The 17124-nt window shown below is 62.9% G+C and carries 14 protein-coding genes and 1 pseudogene; 7 read left to right on the plus strand and 8 right to left on the minus strand.

The window, feature by feature from the left end; translation table 11 throughout:
- Positions 1-13: 13 nt before the first annotated feature.
- On the minus strand, positions 14-301 hold the full coding sequence (locus NKI54_RS21010; RefSeq protein WP_352692317.1) for an FAD assembly factor SdhE: 288 nt from the start codon (positions 299-301) through the stop codon (positions 14-16).
- A 91-nt stretch (positions 302-392) separates the two neighbouring features.
- Between NKI54_RS21010 and recG the strand changes: the two genes are divergently transcribed.
- A complete protein-coding gene (gene recG / locus NKI54_RS21015) occupies positions 393-2501 on the plus strand; it encodes an ATP-dependent DNA helicase RecG (RefSeq protein ID WP_352692318.1) in 2109 nt (702 codons plus the stop codon).
- Here the strand turns inward: recG and NKI54_RS21020 are convergent.
- The 4 genes from NKI54_RS21020 to glmS all read right to left on the minus strand — a co-directional run bounded on the left by NKI54_RS21020 (position 2453) and on the right by glmS (position 5840).
- Entirely contained in the window at positions 2453-3205 is a 753-nt protein-coding gene (locus NKI54_RS21020) for a DUF502 domain-containing protein (protein ID WP_023680026.1), read from the minus strand. The two genes, recG and NKI54_RS21020, sit on opposite strands and share 49 nt — an antisense overlap.
- A gap of 81 nt (positions 3206-3286) precedes the next feature.
- Positions 3287-3586 carry a HigA family addiction module antitoxin gene (locus NKI54_RS21025; RefSeq protein WP_031212869.1) on the minus strand — a complete coding sequence of 100 codons (300 nt, stop codon included), beginning with the start codon at positions 3584-3586 and terminating at the stop codon, positions 3287-3289.
- 37 nt (positions 3587-3623) lie between these two features.
- Positions 3624-3830 (minus strand): type II toxin-antitoxin system RelE/ParE family toxin, encoded by a 207-nt coding sequence (locus NKI54_RS21030; RefSeq protein WP_352692326.1) that lies wholly within the window; start codon positions 3828-3830, stop codon positions 3624-3626.
- 186 nt (positions 3831-4016) lie between these two features.
- A complete protein-coding gene (glmS, locus tag NKI54_RS21035) occupies positions 4017-5840 on the minus strand; it encodes a glutamine--fructose-6-phosphate transaminase (isomerizing) (RefSeq protein WP_352455656.1) in 1824 nt (607 codons plus the stop codon).
- A gap of 227 nt (positions 5841-6067) precedes the next feature.
- Here glmS and NKI54_RS21040 point away from each other — a divergent pair.
- Positions 6068-6420 (plus strand): annotated as a pseudogene (locus NKI54_RS21040) (ADP-ribosylation/crystallin J1).
- Position 6421: 1 nt separating this feature from the next.
- On the opposite strand, the gene glmU reads toward NKI54_RS21040, so the two are convergent.
- Both glmU and NKI54_RS21050 read right to left on the minus strand, forming a co-directional pair.
- Positions 6422-7783 carry a bifunctional UDP-N-acetylglucosamine diphosphorylase/glucosamine-1-phosphate N-acetyltransferase GlmU gene (gene glmU, locus NKI54_RS21045; protein WP_352531016.1) on the minus strand — a complete coding sequence of 454 codons (1362 nt, stop codon included), beginning with the start codon at positions 7781-7783 and terminating at the stop codon, positions 6422-6424.
- Between the two features lie 139 nt (positions 7784-7922).
- Positions 7923-8870 (minus strand): AraC family transcriptional regulator, encoded by a 948-nt coding sequence (locus NKI54_RS21050; RefSeq protein WP_352531014.1) that lies wholly within the window; start codon positions 8868-8870, stop codon positions 7923-7925.
- 129 nt (positions 8871-8999) lie between these two features.
- Between NKI54_RS21050 and NKI54_RS21055 the strand changes: the two genes are divergently transcribed.
- Entirely contained in the window at positions 9000-9893 is an 894-nt protein-coding gene (locus tag NKI54_RS21055) for an SDR family oxidoreductase (protein ID WP_352531060.1), read from the plus strand.
- A gap of 66 nt (positions 9894-9959) precedes the next feature.
- On the opposite strand, the gene NKI54_RS21060 is transcribed toward NKI54_RS21055, so the two are convergent.
- On the minus strand, positions 9960-10706 hold the full coding sequence (locus NKI54_RS21060) for a cytochrome c biogenesis CcdA family protein (protein ID WP_352530878.1): 747 nt from the start codon (positions 10704-10706) through the stop codon (positions 9960-9962).
- Positions 10707-10900: 194 nt separating this feature from the next.
- Here NKI54_RS21060 and NKI54_RS21065 point away from each other — a divergent pair, with 194 nt between their 5' ends.
- The 4 genes from NKI54_RS21065 to NKI54_RS21080 all read left to right on the plus strand — a co-directional run bounded on the left by NKI54_RS21065 (position 10901) and on the right by NKI54_RS21080 (position 17115).
- Positions 10901-11278, plus strand: coding sequence for a COG4315 family predicted lipoprotein (locus NKI54_RS21065; protein WP_352530876.1), 378 nt, complete (start codon positions 10901-10903; stop codon positions 11276-11278).
- Positions 11279-11734: 456 nt separating this feature from the next.
- Positions 11735-14350: a type I DNA topoisomerase gene (gene topA / locus NKI54_RS21070; protein WP_352530874.1), complete on the plus strand. Its 2616-nt coding sequence runs from the start codon at positions 11735-11737 to the stop codon at positions 14348-14350.
- 6 nt (positions 14351-14356) lie between these two features.
- The gene (rnr, locus tag NKI54_RS21075; RefSeq protein ID WP_502898236.1) at positions 14357-16663 is read left to right on the plus strand and encodes a ribonuclease R; all 2307 of its coding nucleotides are present in this window, start codon (positions 14357-14359) and stop codon (positions 16661-16663) included.
- Positions 16663-17115, plus strand: a complete 453-nt coding sequence (locus NKI54_RS21080) for a DUF983 domain-containing protein (RefSeq protein ID WP_023679976.1) — start codon at positions 16663-16665, stop codon at positions 17113-17115. Before rnr ends, NKI54_RS21080 begins: the two co-directional genes overlap by 1 nt.
- The last annotated feature ends 9 nt before the right edge of the window (positions 17116-17124 follow it).

A 17124-nucleotide genomic window follows, 5' to 3' on the forward strand; every position in this document is an offset into this window, starting at 1 on the left:
GGCTACACGTTGTTCAGAAGGTCATCTCCCGGCGCGAAGCCAGGATTTTTTGCAGGACGGCACAGTCGATATCCGCCGGAACCGGGCGTTCGCCAGTGACGAGAGGCAGGAATTCGGTGTCGGGAATGTCGAGGAGCCTCTCATATTGGTCGATTTCGTCGACGGTCAAGGCGCCGATCTCGGCGTCGGCGAAGCTGCCGAGTATAAGGTCCATCTCGCGCATGCCGCGGTGCCACGAACGAAACAGAAGCTTGCGGCGGCGGGCATCGAGCCCCTCGCTTGATCGTTTCGTTCCGGTCATCTTGCAACATCCTTGCCCAGGCGGCGCATATAGCGTGGATAGAAGGCGGTGTCAGCCTTGCGCTACAGTCGCCGCAACATAAGCTGACATCATGCGTCCCTCCCTCCTCGATCCGCTGTTTGTCCCGATCACCTCGCTTGCCGGGGTCGGGCCAAAAGTTGGCGCCCTGATCGAAAAAGTCGTAGCAGCCGACCTCGGCGACCGGGCCGCGCGCGCCGGGGATCTCTTGTTCGTGCTGCCGCATACTGTCATCGACCGCCGCAACCGGCCTGGCATCGCCGGCTCGGCGGAAGGCGCCATCGTTACGCTCGACGTCCGCATCGATCGCCACCAGCCGCCGCCACGCGGCAACAGGTCGGTCCCGTACCGGGTCTACGCCCATGACGACACCGGCGAGATCGCGCTGACCTTCTTCCATGCCCATGCCGCCTATCTCGAAAAAGCAATGCCCGCAGGCGAGCATGTCGTCGTCTCCGGCCGCATGGAATGGTTCAACGGCCGCCCGACCATGGTTCACCCCGACCATATCGCACTTGCCGGCGACGCGGAAAACCTGCCGCTGGTCGAGCCGGTCTATCCGCTGACCGCCGGGCTCTCGGGCAAGGTGCTGCGCCGGGCCATCGGCCAGGCGCTGGCCCGCCTGCCGGTGCTGCCCGAATGGCAGGACGGTGAGTTCCGGCGCCGCCACGCCTTTCCTGCTTTTAGCGATGCGCTCAACCGCATCCACAATCCTGCCGACCCGATCGACGTCTCTGTCGACGGCGCAGCGTGGCGGCGCCTTGCCTATGACGAGTTCTTGGCCGGCCAGGTATCGCTGGCGCTGGTGCGGGCCAAGGTCCGCCGATTATCTGGCCGGCCACTCGTCGGCGACGGCCGCATAGTCGAACAACTGCGCGTGGCACTCCCCTATTCGCTGACCATGTCGCAGGAAATGGCGCTTGCCGAAATCAACGCCGATCTCGGTGACCCCGAACGCATGCTGCGCCTTTTGCAGGGCGATGTCGGCTCCGGCAAGACGGTGGTCGCGCTGCTTGCCATGGCGCGTGCCGTCGAGGCCGGCGGCCAGGCGGCATTGATGGCGCCGACCGAAATCCTGGCGCGCCAGCATCTGGCAACGATTGCGCCGTTGGCGGAACGGGCCGGCCTGCGTGTCGCCGTCCTCACAGGTCGCGAAAAGGGCCGCGAGCGTGCCGACACGCTGACCGGGCTGGCCAAGGGTGACATCGACATCGTCGTCGGCACCCATGCGCTGTTCCAGGAAACGGTGACGTTCCGTGACCTCGTATTCGCCGTCGTCGACGAGCAGCACCGTTTCGGCGTCCATCAGCGCCTTGCCATTACCGCCAAGGGCGATGCGCCCGACATGCTGGTGATGACAGCAACGCCGATACCGCGGACGCTGGTGCTGACTGCATTCGGCGACATGGATGTGTCGAAGCTGACGGAAAAGCCGGCCGGCCGCCAGCCGATCCGCACCGTCACCTTGCCGCTTGAACGGCTCGACGAACTGATCGGACGCATGCTCGACGCCGTCGCCGATGGCCAGAAAATCTACTGGATCTGTCCGCTGGTCGAGGAATCCGAGGAGATCAAGCTGATGTCGGCCGAGGACCGTTTTGCCTCGCTGAAGCCGCTGTTCGGCGACCGCATCGGCCTGGTGCACGGCCGCATGAAAGGCACCGACAAAGACGAGGCGATGCGCGCCTTCAAGCAGGGTGACACCCGTATCCTGATCGCCACCACAGTGATCGAGGTCGGCGTCGATGTGCCCGACGCGACAATCATGGTCATCGAGCATGCCGAGCGTTTTGGCCTTGCCCAGCTGCACCAATTGCGTGGCCGGGTCGGGCGCGGCGACAAGCCTTCATCCTGCGTGCTGCTCTACAAGGATCCGCTCGGCGAGACGGCAAAACGCCGTTTGTCGGTAATGCGCGAGACCGAGGATGGCTTCCGTATCGCCGAAGAGGATCTGAAGCTGCGCGGCGAAGGCGAGTTGCTCGGCACCCGCCAGTCCGGCACGCCGGGCTTCCAGGTGGCGCGCATCGAGGCGCATGCCGACCTGCTCGAGGCCGCCCGCGACGATGCGCGGCTGATCCTGTCGCGCGATCCGGAACTGCAGTCCGAACGCGGCACGGCGCTGCGCCTGCTGCTCTATCTGTTCGGCCGCGACGAGGCCGTGCGGCTCCTGCGTGCCGGCTGAGGCATCGTGTCGAGCGGAGGATTGGCAAGCGCGCCGTGGATCTGCTCGCCGTTCACCGTCACCATTTTGACCGCCGGCGCCACCAAGCCGGCCGACACGATCAGCTTGGCTCCGTCCTCGATTGTCATGTCGAGCAGCACAATGTCGGATTTCGGCACATACATCAGAAAGCCCGTCGTCGGGTTGGGCGTACACGGCATGAATACGGCAATCAGCGGATCGCCTTCCCGGTCGAGCTTCTGGTTGATCTCGGTTTCCTTCTCGCTGGCGACGAAGACCAGCGACCAGACCCCTTTGCGCGGATATTCGACCAACCCGACCTGGCGGAACATGTCGCCCTTGTTCGACAGCACGGTCTCGAAAATCTGCTTCAGCGAACGGTAGATGCCGCGCACCAGCGGCATGCGGCCAAGCAGGCGCTCGCCGAAATTGACGATGGCGCGGCCAACGATATTGGCGGTCATAAAGCCGATGAAGGTGATGAGGATCAAGGCAACGATCAGCCCAAAACCCGGCACTGGAAACGGCAGGTAGGTGTCCGGATTGTAGCGTACCGGAATGTAGGGTTTCACCCAGGAATCGACCCAGCCGATCAGCGACCAGGCAATGTAGGCGGTAATCGCCAGCGGCGCGCAAACGACGAAGCCGGTCAGGAAATAGTTTCTCAGCCGGGTCATGCCTGAGGTCTTGAGAGCATCCGACATGGTTCACCGCAGCGTGTGTTTGCAGCGCGACACTACTGAACCCCAAGGCGCTTTGGAATGGCGAAGTTTTTAAAAGATCAACTATGCCGCGGCTTCCAGCGGTTCGATCTTCTCGAGCTCCGGTGCGAGTTTCTTCGCCTCGGTTTCAAGTTCATAAGCCTGCTGAAAATTCATCCAGAATTCCGGCGTGGTGTTGAAGAACCTGGCGAGGCGAAGCGCGGTATCAGGAGTCAGGCCGATCTCTTCCTTGGCAATGCGTTCGATACGGGTACGAGGAAGATTGAGCTTCTTCGCCAGCGCACCGGCACTCATACCGAGCGGGACGAGATATTCCTCGCGCAGGAACTCTCCGGGGTGAATTGGACGTACGAACTTGAGCATGGTTCAGAGACCTCAAGGGTTTAGGGCAAGTGCCCGCTCAATGGTAGTCGACGATCTCCACCTCTTCGGCGCCAGCGTTGGTCCATTTGAAGCAGATACGCCATTGGTCGTTGATACGAATTGAATGCTGCCCAGCTCTGCTCCCTTTCAGGGCTTCAAGGCGATTTCCGGGTGGCGATCGAAGGTCGTTCAATTGTGCGGCGTTTTCGATCGCTCGAAGACGACGTTCGCCACGGGCAACCAGATCCGGTGGAAACCTTTCGGTGCCTTCCCCTCGGCAACCGCTTCCACCGCTTTGCCTTTGAACGAAACGATCAACTTCTGCCCTCGTCTTGTATCATACATTGATACAAGACAGGGTGCAAGAAATATGTATCAATAACTGATACTAAATTGTCGTTGGACCCTATCGGTAGCCGTTTGGAACCGATCATTCCACCGTTACCGATTTCGCCAGGTTGCGAGGCTGGTCGACATCCGTGCCCATGAACACGGCGGTGAAATAGGCGAGCATCTGGATCGGCAGCGCGTAGATGATCGGCGAGATGATTTCCGGCACGTCCGGCAAAACGATCGTCTCCATCGTCTTCACCGTAGCGTGTGCGGCGCCCTTGCTGTCGGTGATCAGGATGATCTTGCCGCCGCGTGCCGCGACCTCCTGCATGTTCGACACGGTCTTTTCGAAGATGCGGTCATGCGGCGCGATGACGATGACGGGCATGTTCTCGTCGATCAGCGCGATCGGGCCGTGCTTCAACTCGCCGGCGGCATAGCCTTCGGCGTGGATATAGGAAATTTCCTTGAGCTTCAGCGCGCCTTCCATGGCCAGCGGAAAATTGGTGTCGCGGCCGAGATAAAGCACGTTTTTGTAGTGCGAGAGGTCGCGCGCGACCTTTTCGATCTGCCCGTCGAGCTTTAGCACCTGGTTCGCATAACGCGGCGCTTCCGACAGCTCGCGTATCAGCGTTTTCTCCTGCTCCTGCGAAATCGTTCCGCGCGCCACGCCCGCCCGCACCGCCAGCGAGGCCAGCACGGAAAGCTGGCAGGTGAACGCCTTGGTCGAAGCGACGCCGATCTCCGGGCCGGCCAACGTCGGCAGGATGACGTCGGATTCGCGCGCCATGGTCGATTCGCGCACATTGACGACCGCGCCGATCTTCATGCCGGCCTTGCGGCAGTAGCGCAGCGACGCCAGCGTGTCGGCGGTCTCACCCGATTGCGAGATGAAGAAAGCGGCATCGTTCTTCGACAGCGGCATCTCGCGGTAGCGGAACTCCGAAGCGACATCGATGTCGACCGGCAGCCGCGCATAGCGCTCGAACCAGTATTTGCTGATCAGCCCGGCGAGATAGGCGGTGCCGCAGGCCGAGATCGCCAGCCGGTCGATCTTGGCGAAATCGAACGGCAGGTCGAGCGGCTTCGAGACGCCGCTGACGAAATCAACATAATGCGCCAGCGTGTGCGAGATCACTTCCGGCTGCTCATGGATTTCCTTTTCCATGAAATGGCGGCGGTTGCCTTTGTCGACCATGAAGCTCGTGCTGAGCGACTGTTGGCGTTTGCGGTCGACCTTGTTGCCGCCCATGTCGAAGATATCGACCTCGTTGCGGCGCACCACCGCCCAGTCGCCGTCTTCCAGATAGGTGATCGAATTGGTGAAAGGGGCAAGCGCAATGGCGTCGGAGCCAAGGAACATCTGGCCGTCGCCATGACCGACCGCGAGCGGCGGGCCATTGCGCGCGCCGACGATCAGATCCTCGTCGCCCTTGAACATGATGGCGAGCGCAAAGGCGCCTTCCAGCCGCTTCAGTGCCTTGTGCGCCGCCTCAACCGGCTTCAGCCCCTTGGCCAGTTCGCGCGCCACCAGATGAGCGACGACTTCGGTATCGGTCTGCGAGGCGAAACTGTAGCCGTCGCGCATCAGCTCGTCGCGCAATTCGGCGAAATTCTCGATGATCCCGTTATGGACGATGGCGACGCCGTCGGAAAAATGCGGATGCGCATTGCTCTCGTTCGGAACGCCATGTGTGGCCCAGCGCGTGTGGCCGATGCCGATCATGCCGTCGAGCGGTTCGTCCTTCAGCCGGCGCTCGAGATTGACCAGCTTGCCCTCGGCACGGCGGCGGTCAAGCCTGCCGTGCTCGATCGTGGCGACGCCGGCCGAGTCATAGCCGCGATATTCGAGCCTTTTCAGCGCATCGACGATAAGCGGCGCGACCGGCGAGTTACCGACAATTCCAACGATACCGCACATGGCGCTTGCCCCCGATTCCGACCTCAAACCCGGCGCTATTTAGAGACTGCCGGGCTGTCGCGAAAAATCACATTCCATTTCGTCCGGTATCAGCCGGACTATCCTGCACAGATGCACCATGACAGGGCGCACTTGCAATCCGGTTACTGCAATTGCTCAGTTTCTCCGCTTATGTATCCTATCTCGCCTCAACGGCTCCAGAAATCAGTCAAAGACATGATGCGGCTATGAACGAACGAATTGACACGGTGACGCTTTGGCGTCCGGTCGGCCCCCGCGAATTGGAGTTGATCCAGAAGGCAGGGATGCGCGCCTTTCCTCCTCGACTTGCCGATCAGCCGATCTTCTATCCGGTCACCAGCGAGGCCTATGCCACCCAGATCGCCCGCGACTGGAATGTGCCTGCGAGCGGATCAGTTTCGTGACGCGTTTCGAGGTGCGTCGCAGCTTTCTGGACCGTTACAGTGTCCAGCATGCCGGCAGCAGGGCGCATCTGGAATACTGGATCTCGGCCGAAGACCTGCCCGCCTTCAACGATGCAATCGTTGGCGAAATCGAGCTTGTCGCCGAGTTCCGTTAGGCTAGCCTTTTTTGCGGGCCGCCGCGGCCGAAGCGAACCGTTCGCGCAACTCCTTGCCCTTGCCGGGCAGAGTCCGCTGTCGGGCGCGGCCGAAGGCCAACGCATCGTCGGGCACGCTTTCGGTGATGACGCTGCCCGAGGCGATGTAGCCGCCCTTGCCGATCGACACCGGCGCCACCAGCGAGGAGTTCGAGCCAATGAACGCGCCTTCGCCAATATCGGTGAAGAATTTCGAATAGCCGTCATAGTTGCAGGTGATGGTGCCGGCGCCGATATTGGCGCCCGCTCCGATGCGGGCATCGCCGATATAGGTCAGGTGGTTGACCTTGGCGCCCTCCTCGACGATCGCCTGCTTGACCTCGCAGAAATTGCCGACCTTGGACTTGTTTCTCAGATCGGCCCCGGGCCGCAGCCGCGCGAACGGCCCGACATCGCAATTCGACGCGATGGTGGCGCCTTCGATATGGCTGAAGGCATGGATCTTGGCGCCCGTGGCGATTTTCACGCCCGGCCCGAACCAGACATTCGGTTCGACGATCGTATCGGCGCCGATCTCGGTGTCGTACGAGAAGAACACAGTTTCAGGCGCAATCAGTGTCACCCCGGAAAGCATCGCTTCATGCCGTCGACGCGCCTGCCAGATACCTTCCGCCTGGGCAAGCTCGGCACGGTTGTTGATGCCGAGCGCGTTGTCGAAACTGGCTTCGGTGGCGACGACATCAAGTCCCTGCGCAGCGGCGATCTCGACGATGTCGGTGAGATAATACTCGCCCTTGGCGTTCTTGCTGCCGACCGCATCGAGCAACTTCAGCGCGTGCCTGCCGGCGACCGCCATCAGCCCGCCATTGCAGAAGGTGATTTTCTTCTCCTCGTCCGAGCAGTCCTTCTCCTCGCGGATGGCCACGAGCTTGCCGACCTTTTCGATCAGCCGGCCATAGCCGGAAGGATTTTCCGTGCGGAAGCCTACCACGACGACAGCCGCACCTTCCGCCAGCTTCAGCCGCGCTGCGGCGAGTGCCTCCGGATCAATCAGCGGCGTGTCGCCGAACATCACCAGAATGTCGTCATAACCCTTTGATATTGCTGCGCGTGCGGCAAGCACGGCGTGCGCGGTGCCGAGACGTTTTTCCTGGACGAAAGCCTCGGCCTTCGGCGCGAACTTGAGTGCCGCCTTGCGCATCTCGTCGCCGCCATGGCCGATCACCAGCGCCAGATCGCCGCTGCCGGCGGCTTCGGCCGCCTTCACGACATGGGCGACCATCGGCAGGCCGGCGATTTGGTGCAGCACTTTCGGCACGGCACTCTTCATGCGCGTGCCTTCGCCTGCGGCGAGGATGATGGAAAGGCAGGATCTCTGGCTCATGGAATGGCAACCGTTGAAAAGGGATCTGGAATCGAAGCGTTAGTAGCACCGGCGCCATGCTGCACCAATGCGGTTAAATTCCGGTGAGACGGCGAGCCCTCCAACCGCTTACATCCGCGACACGCTCAAGCCGATCGGCTCAGGCAGCTTCCGCCCCGTTACGTGACGCGAAGGCCGGAGCCCGGCCACGGCCATATTGCCGCGGCGAACAGTTCATGACCCGCTTGAAGGCTGTGCTGAAGGCGCTTTCGGATTCATAGCCGAGCGACAGCGCAATGACGGACACGGGATCGCTGGAATTCGCCAGCCTGTCCCCGGCCAGCAACATTCGCCAGCGCGTCAAATAGTCCATGGGCGAAGCGCCGACCGTCTCCTTGAATCTGAGCGCAAAGGTCGATCGCGACATGCCGGCCCGTTCCGCCAACTCCTGCAATGTCCAGCCATGCGCCGGATCGTCATGCATGGCGCTGATCGCCGCGCCCATCTGTTTGTCCGCCAAGGCAAAGAGCCAGCCGACGCCGCCTCTCAGTCCTTCCGAAAGATGCAGCCGCAGCGCCTGAACCAGCATCATGTGGGCGAGATGCTGGATCACCAGAAAGCCACCCGGCTGCGGCTCGCGCAGTTCCTGCATCATCCGCTCCACAGACCAGCGAAGCGCCGACTGGTCCGACTCTTTGCGGATATGCACAATGGCTGGCAGCATCCGCAACAGGATGCCGGCATGGTTGCCACCAAGCGCGAAGCGGCTGCTGACAAGAAAGAAATCACCGCCGCCATTGTGGATCACGACACCGCCGGCCCGCGCTGGCGGAAAAATCTTGACGGCTTCAACAGGCGTCAAGCTCATGTCGCTTGCAAGACGGAAAGGCCGTCCGCTCGGCAGCAGGAAGCAGTCCCCCGTTCCCAGGCGCACTGCGTCGGCAACGCCCTCCACCGACAGCCAGCACCGGCCGGAAACCACGGCGCCGGTCTTGATGCTTTGCTGCTGGTCGGGGAACTGGATCGACCATTCACCACCCGCGTCGAAGCCGGCTGACATATAGTTGCGCGGCTTCAGCAGCGAGAGCACATCTGAAAGGGGATCCATGGGTTATTCCGGACGATTGCGAAGATAGTACGGACTTTACCGCATAGATCGTATTTTCTCAAGCGCCTATCACGACACCACCGGACCGCGAACATGGTCGTGGTCAGAAGTAAACAAGGAGAAGTCGTGATGCGTGTTTTCGTTACCGGGGCGACCGGATTCGTCGGTTCTGCCGTCGTTCAAGAACTCATCGGCGCCGGCCATCAGGTGCTCGGTCTCGCCCGCTCGGAGGCGTCGGCCAAGTCGCTGGCCGCTACCGGAGCGGAGGTGCATCGAGGTGACCTCGAAGACTTGGAAAGCCTGCGCAGGGGCGCGGCCGTCGCGGATGGAGTGATCCATACTGGCTTCAACCATGACTTCTCGAAATTCGCGCAAAACTGCGAGATGGACCGGCGCGCCATCGAGGCGTTGGGGGGCGTACTCGAAGGCTCCCAGCGTCCCCTGCTCGTCACCTCCGGAACCGCGCTCCAGGCGCGGGGCCGCATCGCGACCGAGGAAGATGCGCCTGTCCCCGCGTCCGCCTCGTATCCTCGCGCCTCCGAAGCGACAGCCGCCGCGCTGGCGGCGCGCGGCGTGCGCGCATCGGTTGTCCGTCTTCCCCCGTCGGTCCATGGCCAGGGCGATCACGGCTTTGTTCCGATCCTCATCGACCTTGCTCGCAGGAAGGGCGTGTCGGCCTATGTCGGCGAAGGGCTCAACCGCTGGCCCGCAGTGCATCGGTTCGATGCCGCCCGCGTCTACCGGCTTGCGCTCGAGCACGGCGCCGGCGGCGGGCGCTATCACGCGATCGCCGAAGAGGGCGTGCCATTCAAGGACATCGCCAGCGTGATCGGTCGGCGTCTGAACGTACCCGTGGTCGCCAAGTCCCCGGAAGAAGCGGCCGGCCATTTCGGCTGGTTCGCGATGTTCGCGGCGATGGATGTCCCGACCTCGAGCGAACGGACCCGGGCGCTGCTGAGGTGGGAGCCGAGCGGACCCGGGCTCATCGCCGATATCGACCAGCCGGGCTATTTCGAAGGCTGAACAGACCACGTCGCTGCGGCGCTTTGCGCTGCAGCGACGACCTCGGGCCTCGGCCGGGCGGCAAACCTATCCCAATTGCCCCAGCACCGGAAAATTCTCGAGCAGCCAGTAGGACACCGCCTGCACGCCGCCGGTCAGGAAAAACACGCCGGCGACCACCAGCAGCGCGCCGATGGCCTTTTCGACGCGACCAAGATGGACGCGGAATTTTCCGAGAAAGCGCATGAAAGCGCCGGAAAACAGCGCCGCGACGAGGAACGGGATGCCGAGGCCGAGTGAATAGGCAGCAAGCAGCAGCGCGCCCTCGCCCACCGTTTCACGGCCGCCGGCAAGCGTCAGGATCGGCCCCAGCACCGGGCCGATGCAGGGCGTCCAGCCAAAGGCGAACGCCAAGCCCATGACATAGGCGGCGATCAGGCTGGCCGGCTTGCCTTGCGACTGGAACCGCGCCTCGCGTGAAAGCAAAGGGATGCGCAATATGCCGAGGAAATTCAGCCCCATCAGGATGATCAGCACGCCGGCCGCCATTGCCAGCGGCTCCTGCCAGACGCGCAGCAGATGGCCGATCGTCGAGGCGCCGGCGCCGAGCGCGACGAAGACCGTCGAGAAGCCGAGCACGAAGGCGATGGAGGAATTAACCAGCGCGCCTCGCGCACCGGCCTTTGCCGCAATGCCGGCCTCGCCACGGAAATCGTCGACCGACACGCCGGCCATATAGCACAGATAAGGCGGCACTAGCGGCAGCACGCAGGGTGACAGGAACGAGATCGCTCCCGCCCCGATCGCGCTGACATAGCCGACGTCCAATGCCATTTCCGTCTCCCGGTGACTGCGCAGCCATATAGCCGCGACTACGGTCGTCCGCCAATCACCATCGCGTGGCAAGTCGTCGCCCCCGCCGGGATCGACGGGAAACGGCCCGGGAAGAAAGGGCAGTCAGGCAGCGTTGATCAAACGAAGCCGCGTTGTTCCGCGCGCTTCGTTGAAAATCTTCCAGGGAGATGTCCATGAAAACGATCGCAATCTGCATGGCTGCGCTCTTGCTCGGCACCGCCGCGTCCTTCGCCGCCGAGGCGTGGAAGGAAGCGGAAGTCGGCGGCACCAAGATCTACACTGACGCCAACGGCATGACGCTCTACACCTACGACAAGGACAAGACAGGCAAGTCGAACTGCTACGACAAATGCGCCGCCAATTGGCCGCCGCTGAAGGCTGAGGCCGGCGCCAAGGCCGAAGGCGAATGGACAATCGTCGACCGCACCGACGGCACCAAGATGTGGGCCTATGAAGGCAAGCCGCTCTACACGTTCATCAAGGACAAGAAGGCCGGCGACGTGACCGGCGAGGGCGTCGCCGGCGTCTGGCATATCGCCAAGGCCGACTGAGCCTTGAGCCTCTGATCCGCCCAAACAGGCGGAAATGCGGCTGGTCGCCGGGAAGTCCACCCAACCACCCCCGGCGGCCAGCTCTTCGGCATGGCAATTCCTATGATTTCCGGGCAAATGCCGGGCCTATGGGCACCCATCCGATTGGGCGTTTCACGCCGTCTGTTCAAGCAGGGCTGGCGCGTGATCGATGTTTCTCTTATATCCGCGGGAGAGTTTGTCCCGTTCTCCAGGATCAATTGCCGGGCTTGTCCAGCGATAGGCGGCCCATTTCCCTTGTCCAGGATTGCGGAAAATCGCATGGCGCCGCTGGGTTGCGCATTCGGTGCAGGGCCGCATTTTGGCTGCTTGGCCTTGACCGGATGCAAAAGCGCGGCCATGTGAGCGACACATTGAACGAGATTTCGTCGCGCGCAGCGGAATTCTTCTGCCGCATCACAACTGATATGAGACCGTATGGACGTCGTCGTCGTCGAATCGCCGGCTAAGGCGAAGACAATCAACAAGTACCTCGGCAAGAACTATAAGGTTCTGGCCTCGTTTGGCCATGTCCGCGATCTGCCGGCCAAGGATGGCTCGGTACGCCCGGATGAGGACTTTGCCATGTCCTGGGCCGTCGACACCGCGTCCGGAAAGCGTCTCGCCGACATCGCCAAGGCGGTCAAGGACGCCGACGGGCTGATCCTCGCCACCGATCCGGACCGCGAGGGCGAAGCTATTTCCTGGCATGTCCTGGAGGTGCTGAAGCAGAAGCGCGCGCTGAAGGACAAGCCGGTCAGCCGCGTCGTCTTCAACGCTATCACCAAGGCGTCGGTGCTGGAAGCGATGGCCAATCCGCGCCAGATCGATGGACCGCTGGTCGACGCCTATCTCGCCCGCCGCGCACTCGACTATCTTGTCGGCTTCACGCTGTCGCCGGTGCTGTGGCGCAAGCTGCCCGGCGCCCGCTCAGCCGGCCGCGTCCAGTCGGTGGCGCTGCGTCTGGTCTGCGACCGCGAATCCGAGATCGAGCGCTTCATCCGCGAGGAATACTGGCAGGTCGCCGCCATCCTCGGTACGCCGCGCAAGGAAAATTTCGAGGCGCGGCTGACCGCCTTCGAGCGCAAGAAGCTGCAAAAGCTCGATATTTCCAACAAGGCGCAGGCCGACGACATCAAGGCGATGCTCGAAGGCGCCAGCTTCAAGGCGCTGTCGGTCGAAGCCAAGCCGACCAAGCGCAATCCCGGCCCGCCCTTCACCACCTCGACGCTGCAGCAGGCCGCCTCATCGGGTCTTGGTTTTTCGGCCAACCGCACCATGCAGGTCGCGCAGCGGCTCTATGAGGGCATGGAGATCGGCGGCGAGACCACCGGCCTGATCACCTATATGCGAACCGACGGCGTACAGATGGCGCCGGAGGCGATCTCTGCCGCACGCGATGCGATCGCCAAGGAATTCGGCCCGAAATACCTGCCTGAAAAGCCGCGCGTCTATTCCGCCAAAGCCAAGAATGCCCAGGAAGCGCACGAGGCGATCCGCCCGACCGAGTTCATGCGCACGCCGGCTTCCGTCAGGCAGTATCTCGATGCCGACCAGGCGCGGCTTTACGAGATGATCTGGAAACGCGCCATCGCCAGCCAGATGCAGCCGGCCGAGATCGAGCGCACCACGGTTGAGATCGAGGCGATCAACGGTTCGCGTACCGCCGAGCTTCGCGCCGTCGGCTCGGTTGTTCGCTTCGACGGCTTCCTTGCCGCTTACATCGAGCAGAAGGAAGAAGATTCGGAAGATGAAGAAAGCCGCCGCCTGCCCGAGATCCGTGCCGGCGAGCAGCTCACCCGCGAGGCGATCAACGCCACCCAGCACACCACCGAGCCGCCGCCGCGCTATTCGGAAGCCTCGCTGATCAAGAAGCTGGAAGAGTTGGGCATCGGCCGGCCGTCGACCTATACGGCCATCCTGAAGACGCTCGAGGATCGCGATTACGTCACCATCGACAAACGCAAGCTGGTGCCGCAGGCCAAGGGCCGGCTATTGTCGGCCTTCCTCGAAAGCTTCTTCGAGCGTTATGTCGAGTACGACTTCACCGCTTCGCTCGAGGAGAAACTCGACGAAATCTCTGACGGCAAGCTCGCCTGGAAGGACGTGCTGCGCGACTTCTGGAAGGATTTTTCCGGCGCCGTCGCCGACATCAAGGAGCTGCGCGTCACCGACGTTCTCGACGCCCTCAACGAGGAGCTGGCGCCGCTTGTGTTTCCCGCGCGGGAAGACGGCTCCAACCCCCGCATATGCCCGAAATGCGGCACCGGCAACCTGTCGCTCAAGCTCGGCAAGTTCGGCGCCTTCGTCGGCTGTTCGAACTATCCAGAATGCTCGTTCACCCGCCAGCTCGGCGACGCCGCCAATCCCAATGGCGAGAACGGCAGCGGCGAAGACGGCACCAAGGTGCTCGGCAAGGACCCCTATACCGCCGAGGAGATCACGCTGCGCAATGGCCGGTTCGGCCCCTATATCCAGCGCGGCGACGGCAAGGAAGCCAAGCGCTCCAGCCTGCCGAAGGGCTGGACGGTCGATTCGATTGATCACGAAAAGGCGCTCGCCCTGCTGTCGCTGCCGCGCGATGTCGGACAGCATCCGGAATCCGGCAAGATGATTTCGGCCGGTCTGGGACGCTACGGGCCGTTCGTGCTGCATGACGGCACCTATGCCAATCTCGACAGCATCGAGGACGTGTTCTCGATCGGCCTCAATCGCGCCGTCTCGGTGATCGCCGAGAAGCAATTAAAAGGCAAAGGCGGCCGCAATGGCGCCACGCCCGCTGCATTGAAAGAGCTTGGCGAGCATCCTGCCGGCGGCGGCAAGATCGTCGTGCGCGACGGCAAATACGGGCCTTATGTGAATTTCGGCAAGGTCAATGCGACGCTGCCGAAAGGCAGGGATCCGCAATCGGTGACGATCGAGGATGCGGTGGCGCTGATCGCAGAAAAGGAAGCCAAGGGCGGCAATGGCGCCAGAAAGCCCTTCCGCAAAGCGGCCGCGCCTGCCAAAAAACCGGCAGCGGCAAAAAAACCGGCGGCCAGGAAAAAGGGATAGGACGGGTTGGCGCGCAAAGTCTCCGGAAGAAGCCACGGCGATCTGCGCACCGCCGATACCCGCGCCAAGGTGAGGGACAATTACCGGCCTTCGCGCGACGAGATCCTGCGTTACATTGCCGAAAATCCTGACCGCGCCGGAAAACGCGACATCGCCAAGGCGTTTGCGCTGCGCGGCGAAGACCGTGTCTGGCTGAAGGACATGTTGCGCGACCTGCAGGACGAAGGCCTGCTGACCAAGGAGCGCAAGCGGCTCGCCCGTGTCGGCGCCCTGCCCCACGTCGCGGTGCTCGACATCTTTGGCCGCGACGCCGACGGTGCGCTGCTGGCGCACCCGACCGAAGCCGTGGGCAATGGCGAACCTCCGGTCATAGCGATCCGCGTGTCGCGCGGCGGCAATGGCCCGACACCTGGCATCGGCGATCGCGTGCTGGCCAAGACCTTTCCAACCGACGATCCGGCAGGCCCGGCCTATACCGGCCGGGTGATGAAGATCTTCGAGAAGCGCACCGATGCGGTTCTCGGCGTTTTCCGCGTGCTGAAGGACGGCACGTTCCGCATCGAGCCGGTGGAGCGGCGCCAGCCTGAACTGGTCGTCGACAAGGAGTTCCAGAACGGTGCCAAGAACGGCGACCTGGTCGAGGTCGAGCCGGCGCGGGCCTCCCGGTACGGGCTGCCGAGAGCCAAGGTTCTGGCGGTGCTGGGTTCGCTGACCAGCGAAAAGGCGGTCTCGATGATCGCCATCCACGCGCACGACATCCCGCATATTTTCCCAGCCGACGTCATCGCCGAGGCGGAGGCGGTCAAGCCGGCGACGCTTGCCGGCCGCGACGATTGGCGCGAGCTGCCGCTGGTCACCATCGATCCGGTCGATGCCAAGGATCATGACGACGCGGTGTTGGCCACGCCTGATACCGACGAGAAGAACGCCGGCGGCGTGATCGTCACCGTCGCCATTGCCGATGTCGCCGCCTATGTGCGCTATGGCACGGCGCTCGACCGCGAAGCGCTGAAGCGCGGCAATTCGGTCTATTTTCCCGACCGAGTCGTACCGATGCTGCCGGAGCGCATCTCGAACGACCTCTGTTCACTGCGCGAGGGCCAGGATCGTCCGGCGATAGCGGTGCGTATGACTTTCTCGGCCGATGGCCACAAACTCAGACACTCCTTCCATCGCGTCATGATGAAGTCGGCGGCGAAACTCGCCTATCAGCAGGCGCAAGCGGCGATCGACGGCGCACCGGATGACACGACTGGCCCGATCCTCGATACGGTGCTTAAGCCGCTATGGGACGCCTACGCGATCCTGAAGCGCGGCCGCGACACGCGCCAGCCGCTTGAGCTCGATCTGCCCGAGCGCAAGATCCTGCTCAAGCAGGACGGCACCGTCGACAAGGTCGTCGTGCCGGAGCGGCTCGACGCGCACAAGCTGATCGAAGAGTTCATGATCCAGGCCAATGTCGCCGCCGCCGAGACACTGGAGGCGAAGCGGCAGGCGCTGGTCTACCGCATCCACGATTCGCCCTCGCTCGCCAAGCAGGAATCGCTGCGTGAATTCCTGCAGACCCTAGGCCTGTCGCTGGCGCGCGGTGCGCAGATGCGGCCGAACCAGTTCAACGGCATCCTCGCTCGCGTGCGAGGCGCCGACAATGAGGGACTGGTCAATGAAGTGGTGCTGCGCTCGCAGAGCCAGGCCGAATATTCGCCCGCCAATATCGGCCATTTCGGCCTCAACCTGAAGCGCTACGCGCATTTCACCTCGCCGATCCGCCGGTATGCCGACCTGATCGTGCATCGTGGGCTGATTGCCGCACTCGGCCTTGGTCCGGGCGGCCTGACGCAGGACGAGGCGGAACGGCTGGAAGAGGTCTCAGCACTGATCTCGGCGACCGAGCGCCGCGCGATGGCCGCCGAGAGAGACACGGTCGACCGGCTGATCGCCGCCTATCTCGCCGAGCGCATCGACGACCGTTTCGACGCCCGCATCTCGGGCGTCACCAAATCGGGACTGTTTGTCCAATTGCCGCAGTACGGCGCGGATGGCTTCATTCCGGTTTCAACGCTGGGCGGCGACTACTATATATACGACGAAACTGCCCGATCGCTTTTCGGAGAACGCACCGGCAAGGGCTATCAGCTTGCTGATCGCGTCGAGGTTCGCCTGATCGAGGTGGCGCCGATGGCCGGCGCGATGCGTTTCGAGATGCTGACCGAGCCAAAGCCGCTGCCCGGCTCCAAACGGTCGTTCCACAAGGCCAAAGGCCGCGCCCGGGCGTCGCAATCGCGTCCAGGCTCGCGCGGCAGGAGACGGTAATGCCAACAGAACTGCAGGTGGAAGAACGGATTTTCGGCGGCGAACATCACTCGGGCCGGACCGCCCGGCCGCTATGGACGGCAATGAAGCGCGGCATGCTCGGCCGCTGCCCGCATTGCGGCGAGGGCAAGCTGTTTCGCGCCTTCGTCAAAACCGTCGACAAATGCGATCATTGCGGCGAGGAACTTCACCACCATCGCGCCGACGACCTGCCGGCCTATCTTGTGGTGGTCATTGTCGGCCACATCGTGCTCGGCGCCTTCATGGGTGTCGAGGCAACCTCGACGCTGTCGACCTGGCAGCACATCGCCATCTGGGTGCCATTGACCATCATTCTCGCCGTCGTCCTGCTGCAGCCGGTCAAGGGCGCTGTCATCGGCCTGCAATGGGCGTTTTATATGCACGGCTTTGGCGGTGAAGAAGATCTGATCGAGTCGCATCCCGAGGCTTGAAACCGAGGC

The organism is Mesorhizobium sp. M0663, from assembly GCF_040320585.1.
Taxonomy (GTDB): domain Bacteria; phylum Pseudomonadota; class Alphaproteobacteria; order Rhizobiales; family Rhizobiaceae; genus Mesorhizobium.

Excerpts from the sequence above, each read along its gene's own strand:
- NKI54_RS21010 (WP_352692317.1), bottom strand. The coding sequence starts at position 301 with ATGACCGGAACGAAACGATCAAGCGAGGGGCTCGATGCCCGCCGCCGC.
- recG (WP_352692318.1), top strand. The coding sequence starts at position 393 with ATGCGTCCCTCCCTCCTCGATCCGCTGTTTGTCCCGATCACCTCGCTT.
- NKI54_RS21020 (WP_023680026.1), bottom strand. The coding sequence starts at position 3,205 with ATGTCGGATGCTCTCAAGACCTCAGGCATGACCCGGCTGAGAAACTAT.
- NKI54_RS21025 (WP_031212869.1), bottom strand. The coding sequence starts at position 3,586 with ATGCTCAAGTTCGTACGTCCAATTCACCCCGGAGAGTTCCTGCGCGAG.
- glmS (WP_352455656.1), bottom strand. The coding sequence starts at position 5,840 with ATGTGCGGTATCGTTGGAATTGTCGGTAACTCGCCGGTCGCGCCGCTT.
- glmU (WP_352531016.1), bottom strand. The coding sequence starts at position 7,783 with ATGAGCCAGAGATCCTGCCTTTCCATCATCCTCGCCGCAGGCGAAGGC.
- NKI54_RS21050 (WP_352531014.1), bottom strand. The coding sequence starts at position 8,870 with ATGGATCCCCTTTCAGATGTGCTCTCGCTGCTGAAGCCGCGCAACTAT.
- NKI54_RS21055 (WP_352531060.1), top strand. The coding sequence starts at position 9,000 with ATGCGTGTTTTCGTTACCGGGGCGACCGGATTCGTCGGTTCTGCCGTC.
- NKI54_RS21060 (WP_352530878.1), bottom strand. The coding sequence starts at position 10,706 with ATGGCATTGGACGTCGGCTATGTCAGCGCGATCGGGGCGGGAGCGATC.
- NKI54_RS21065 (WP_352530876.1), top strand. The coding sequence starts at position 10,901 with ATGAAAACGATCGCAATCTGCATGGCTGCGCTCTTGCTCGGCACCGCC.
- topA (WP_352530874.1), top strand. The coding sequence starts at position 11,735 with ATGGACGTCGTCGTCGTCGAATCGCCGGCTAAGGCGAAGACAATCAAC.
- NKI54_RS21080 (WP_023679976.1), top strand. The coding sequence starts at position 16,663 with ATGCCAACAGAACTGCAGGTGGAAGAACGGATTTTCGGCGGCGAACAT.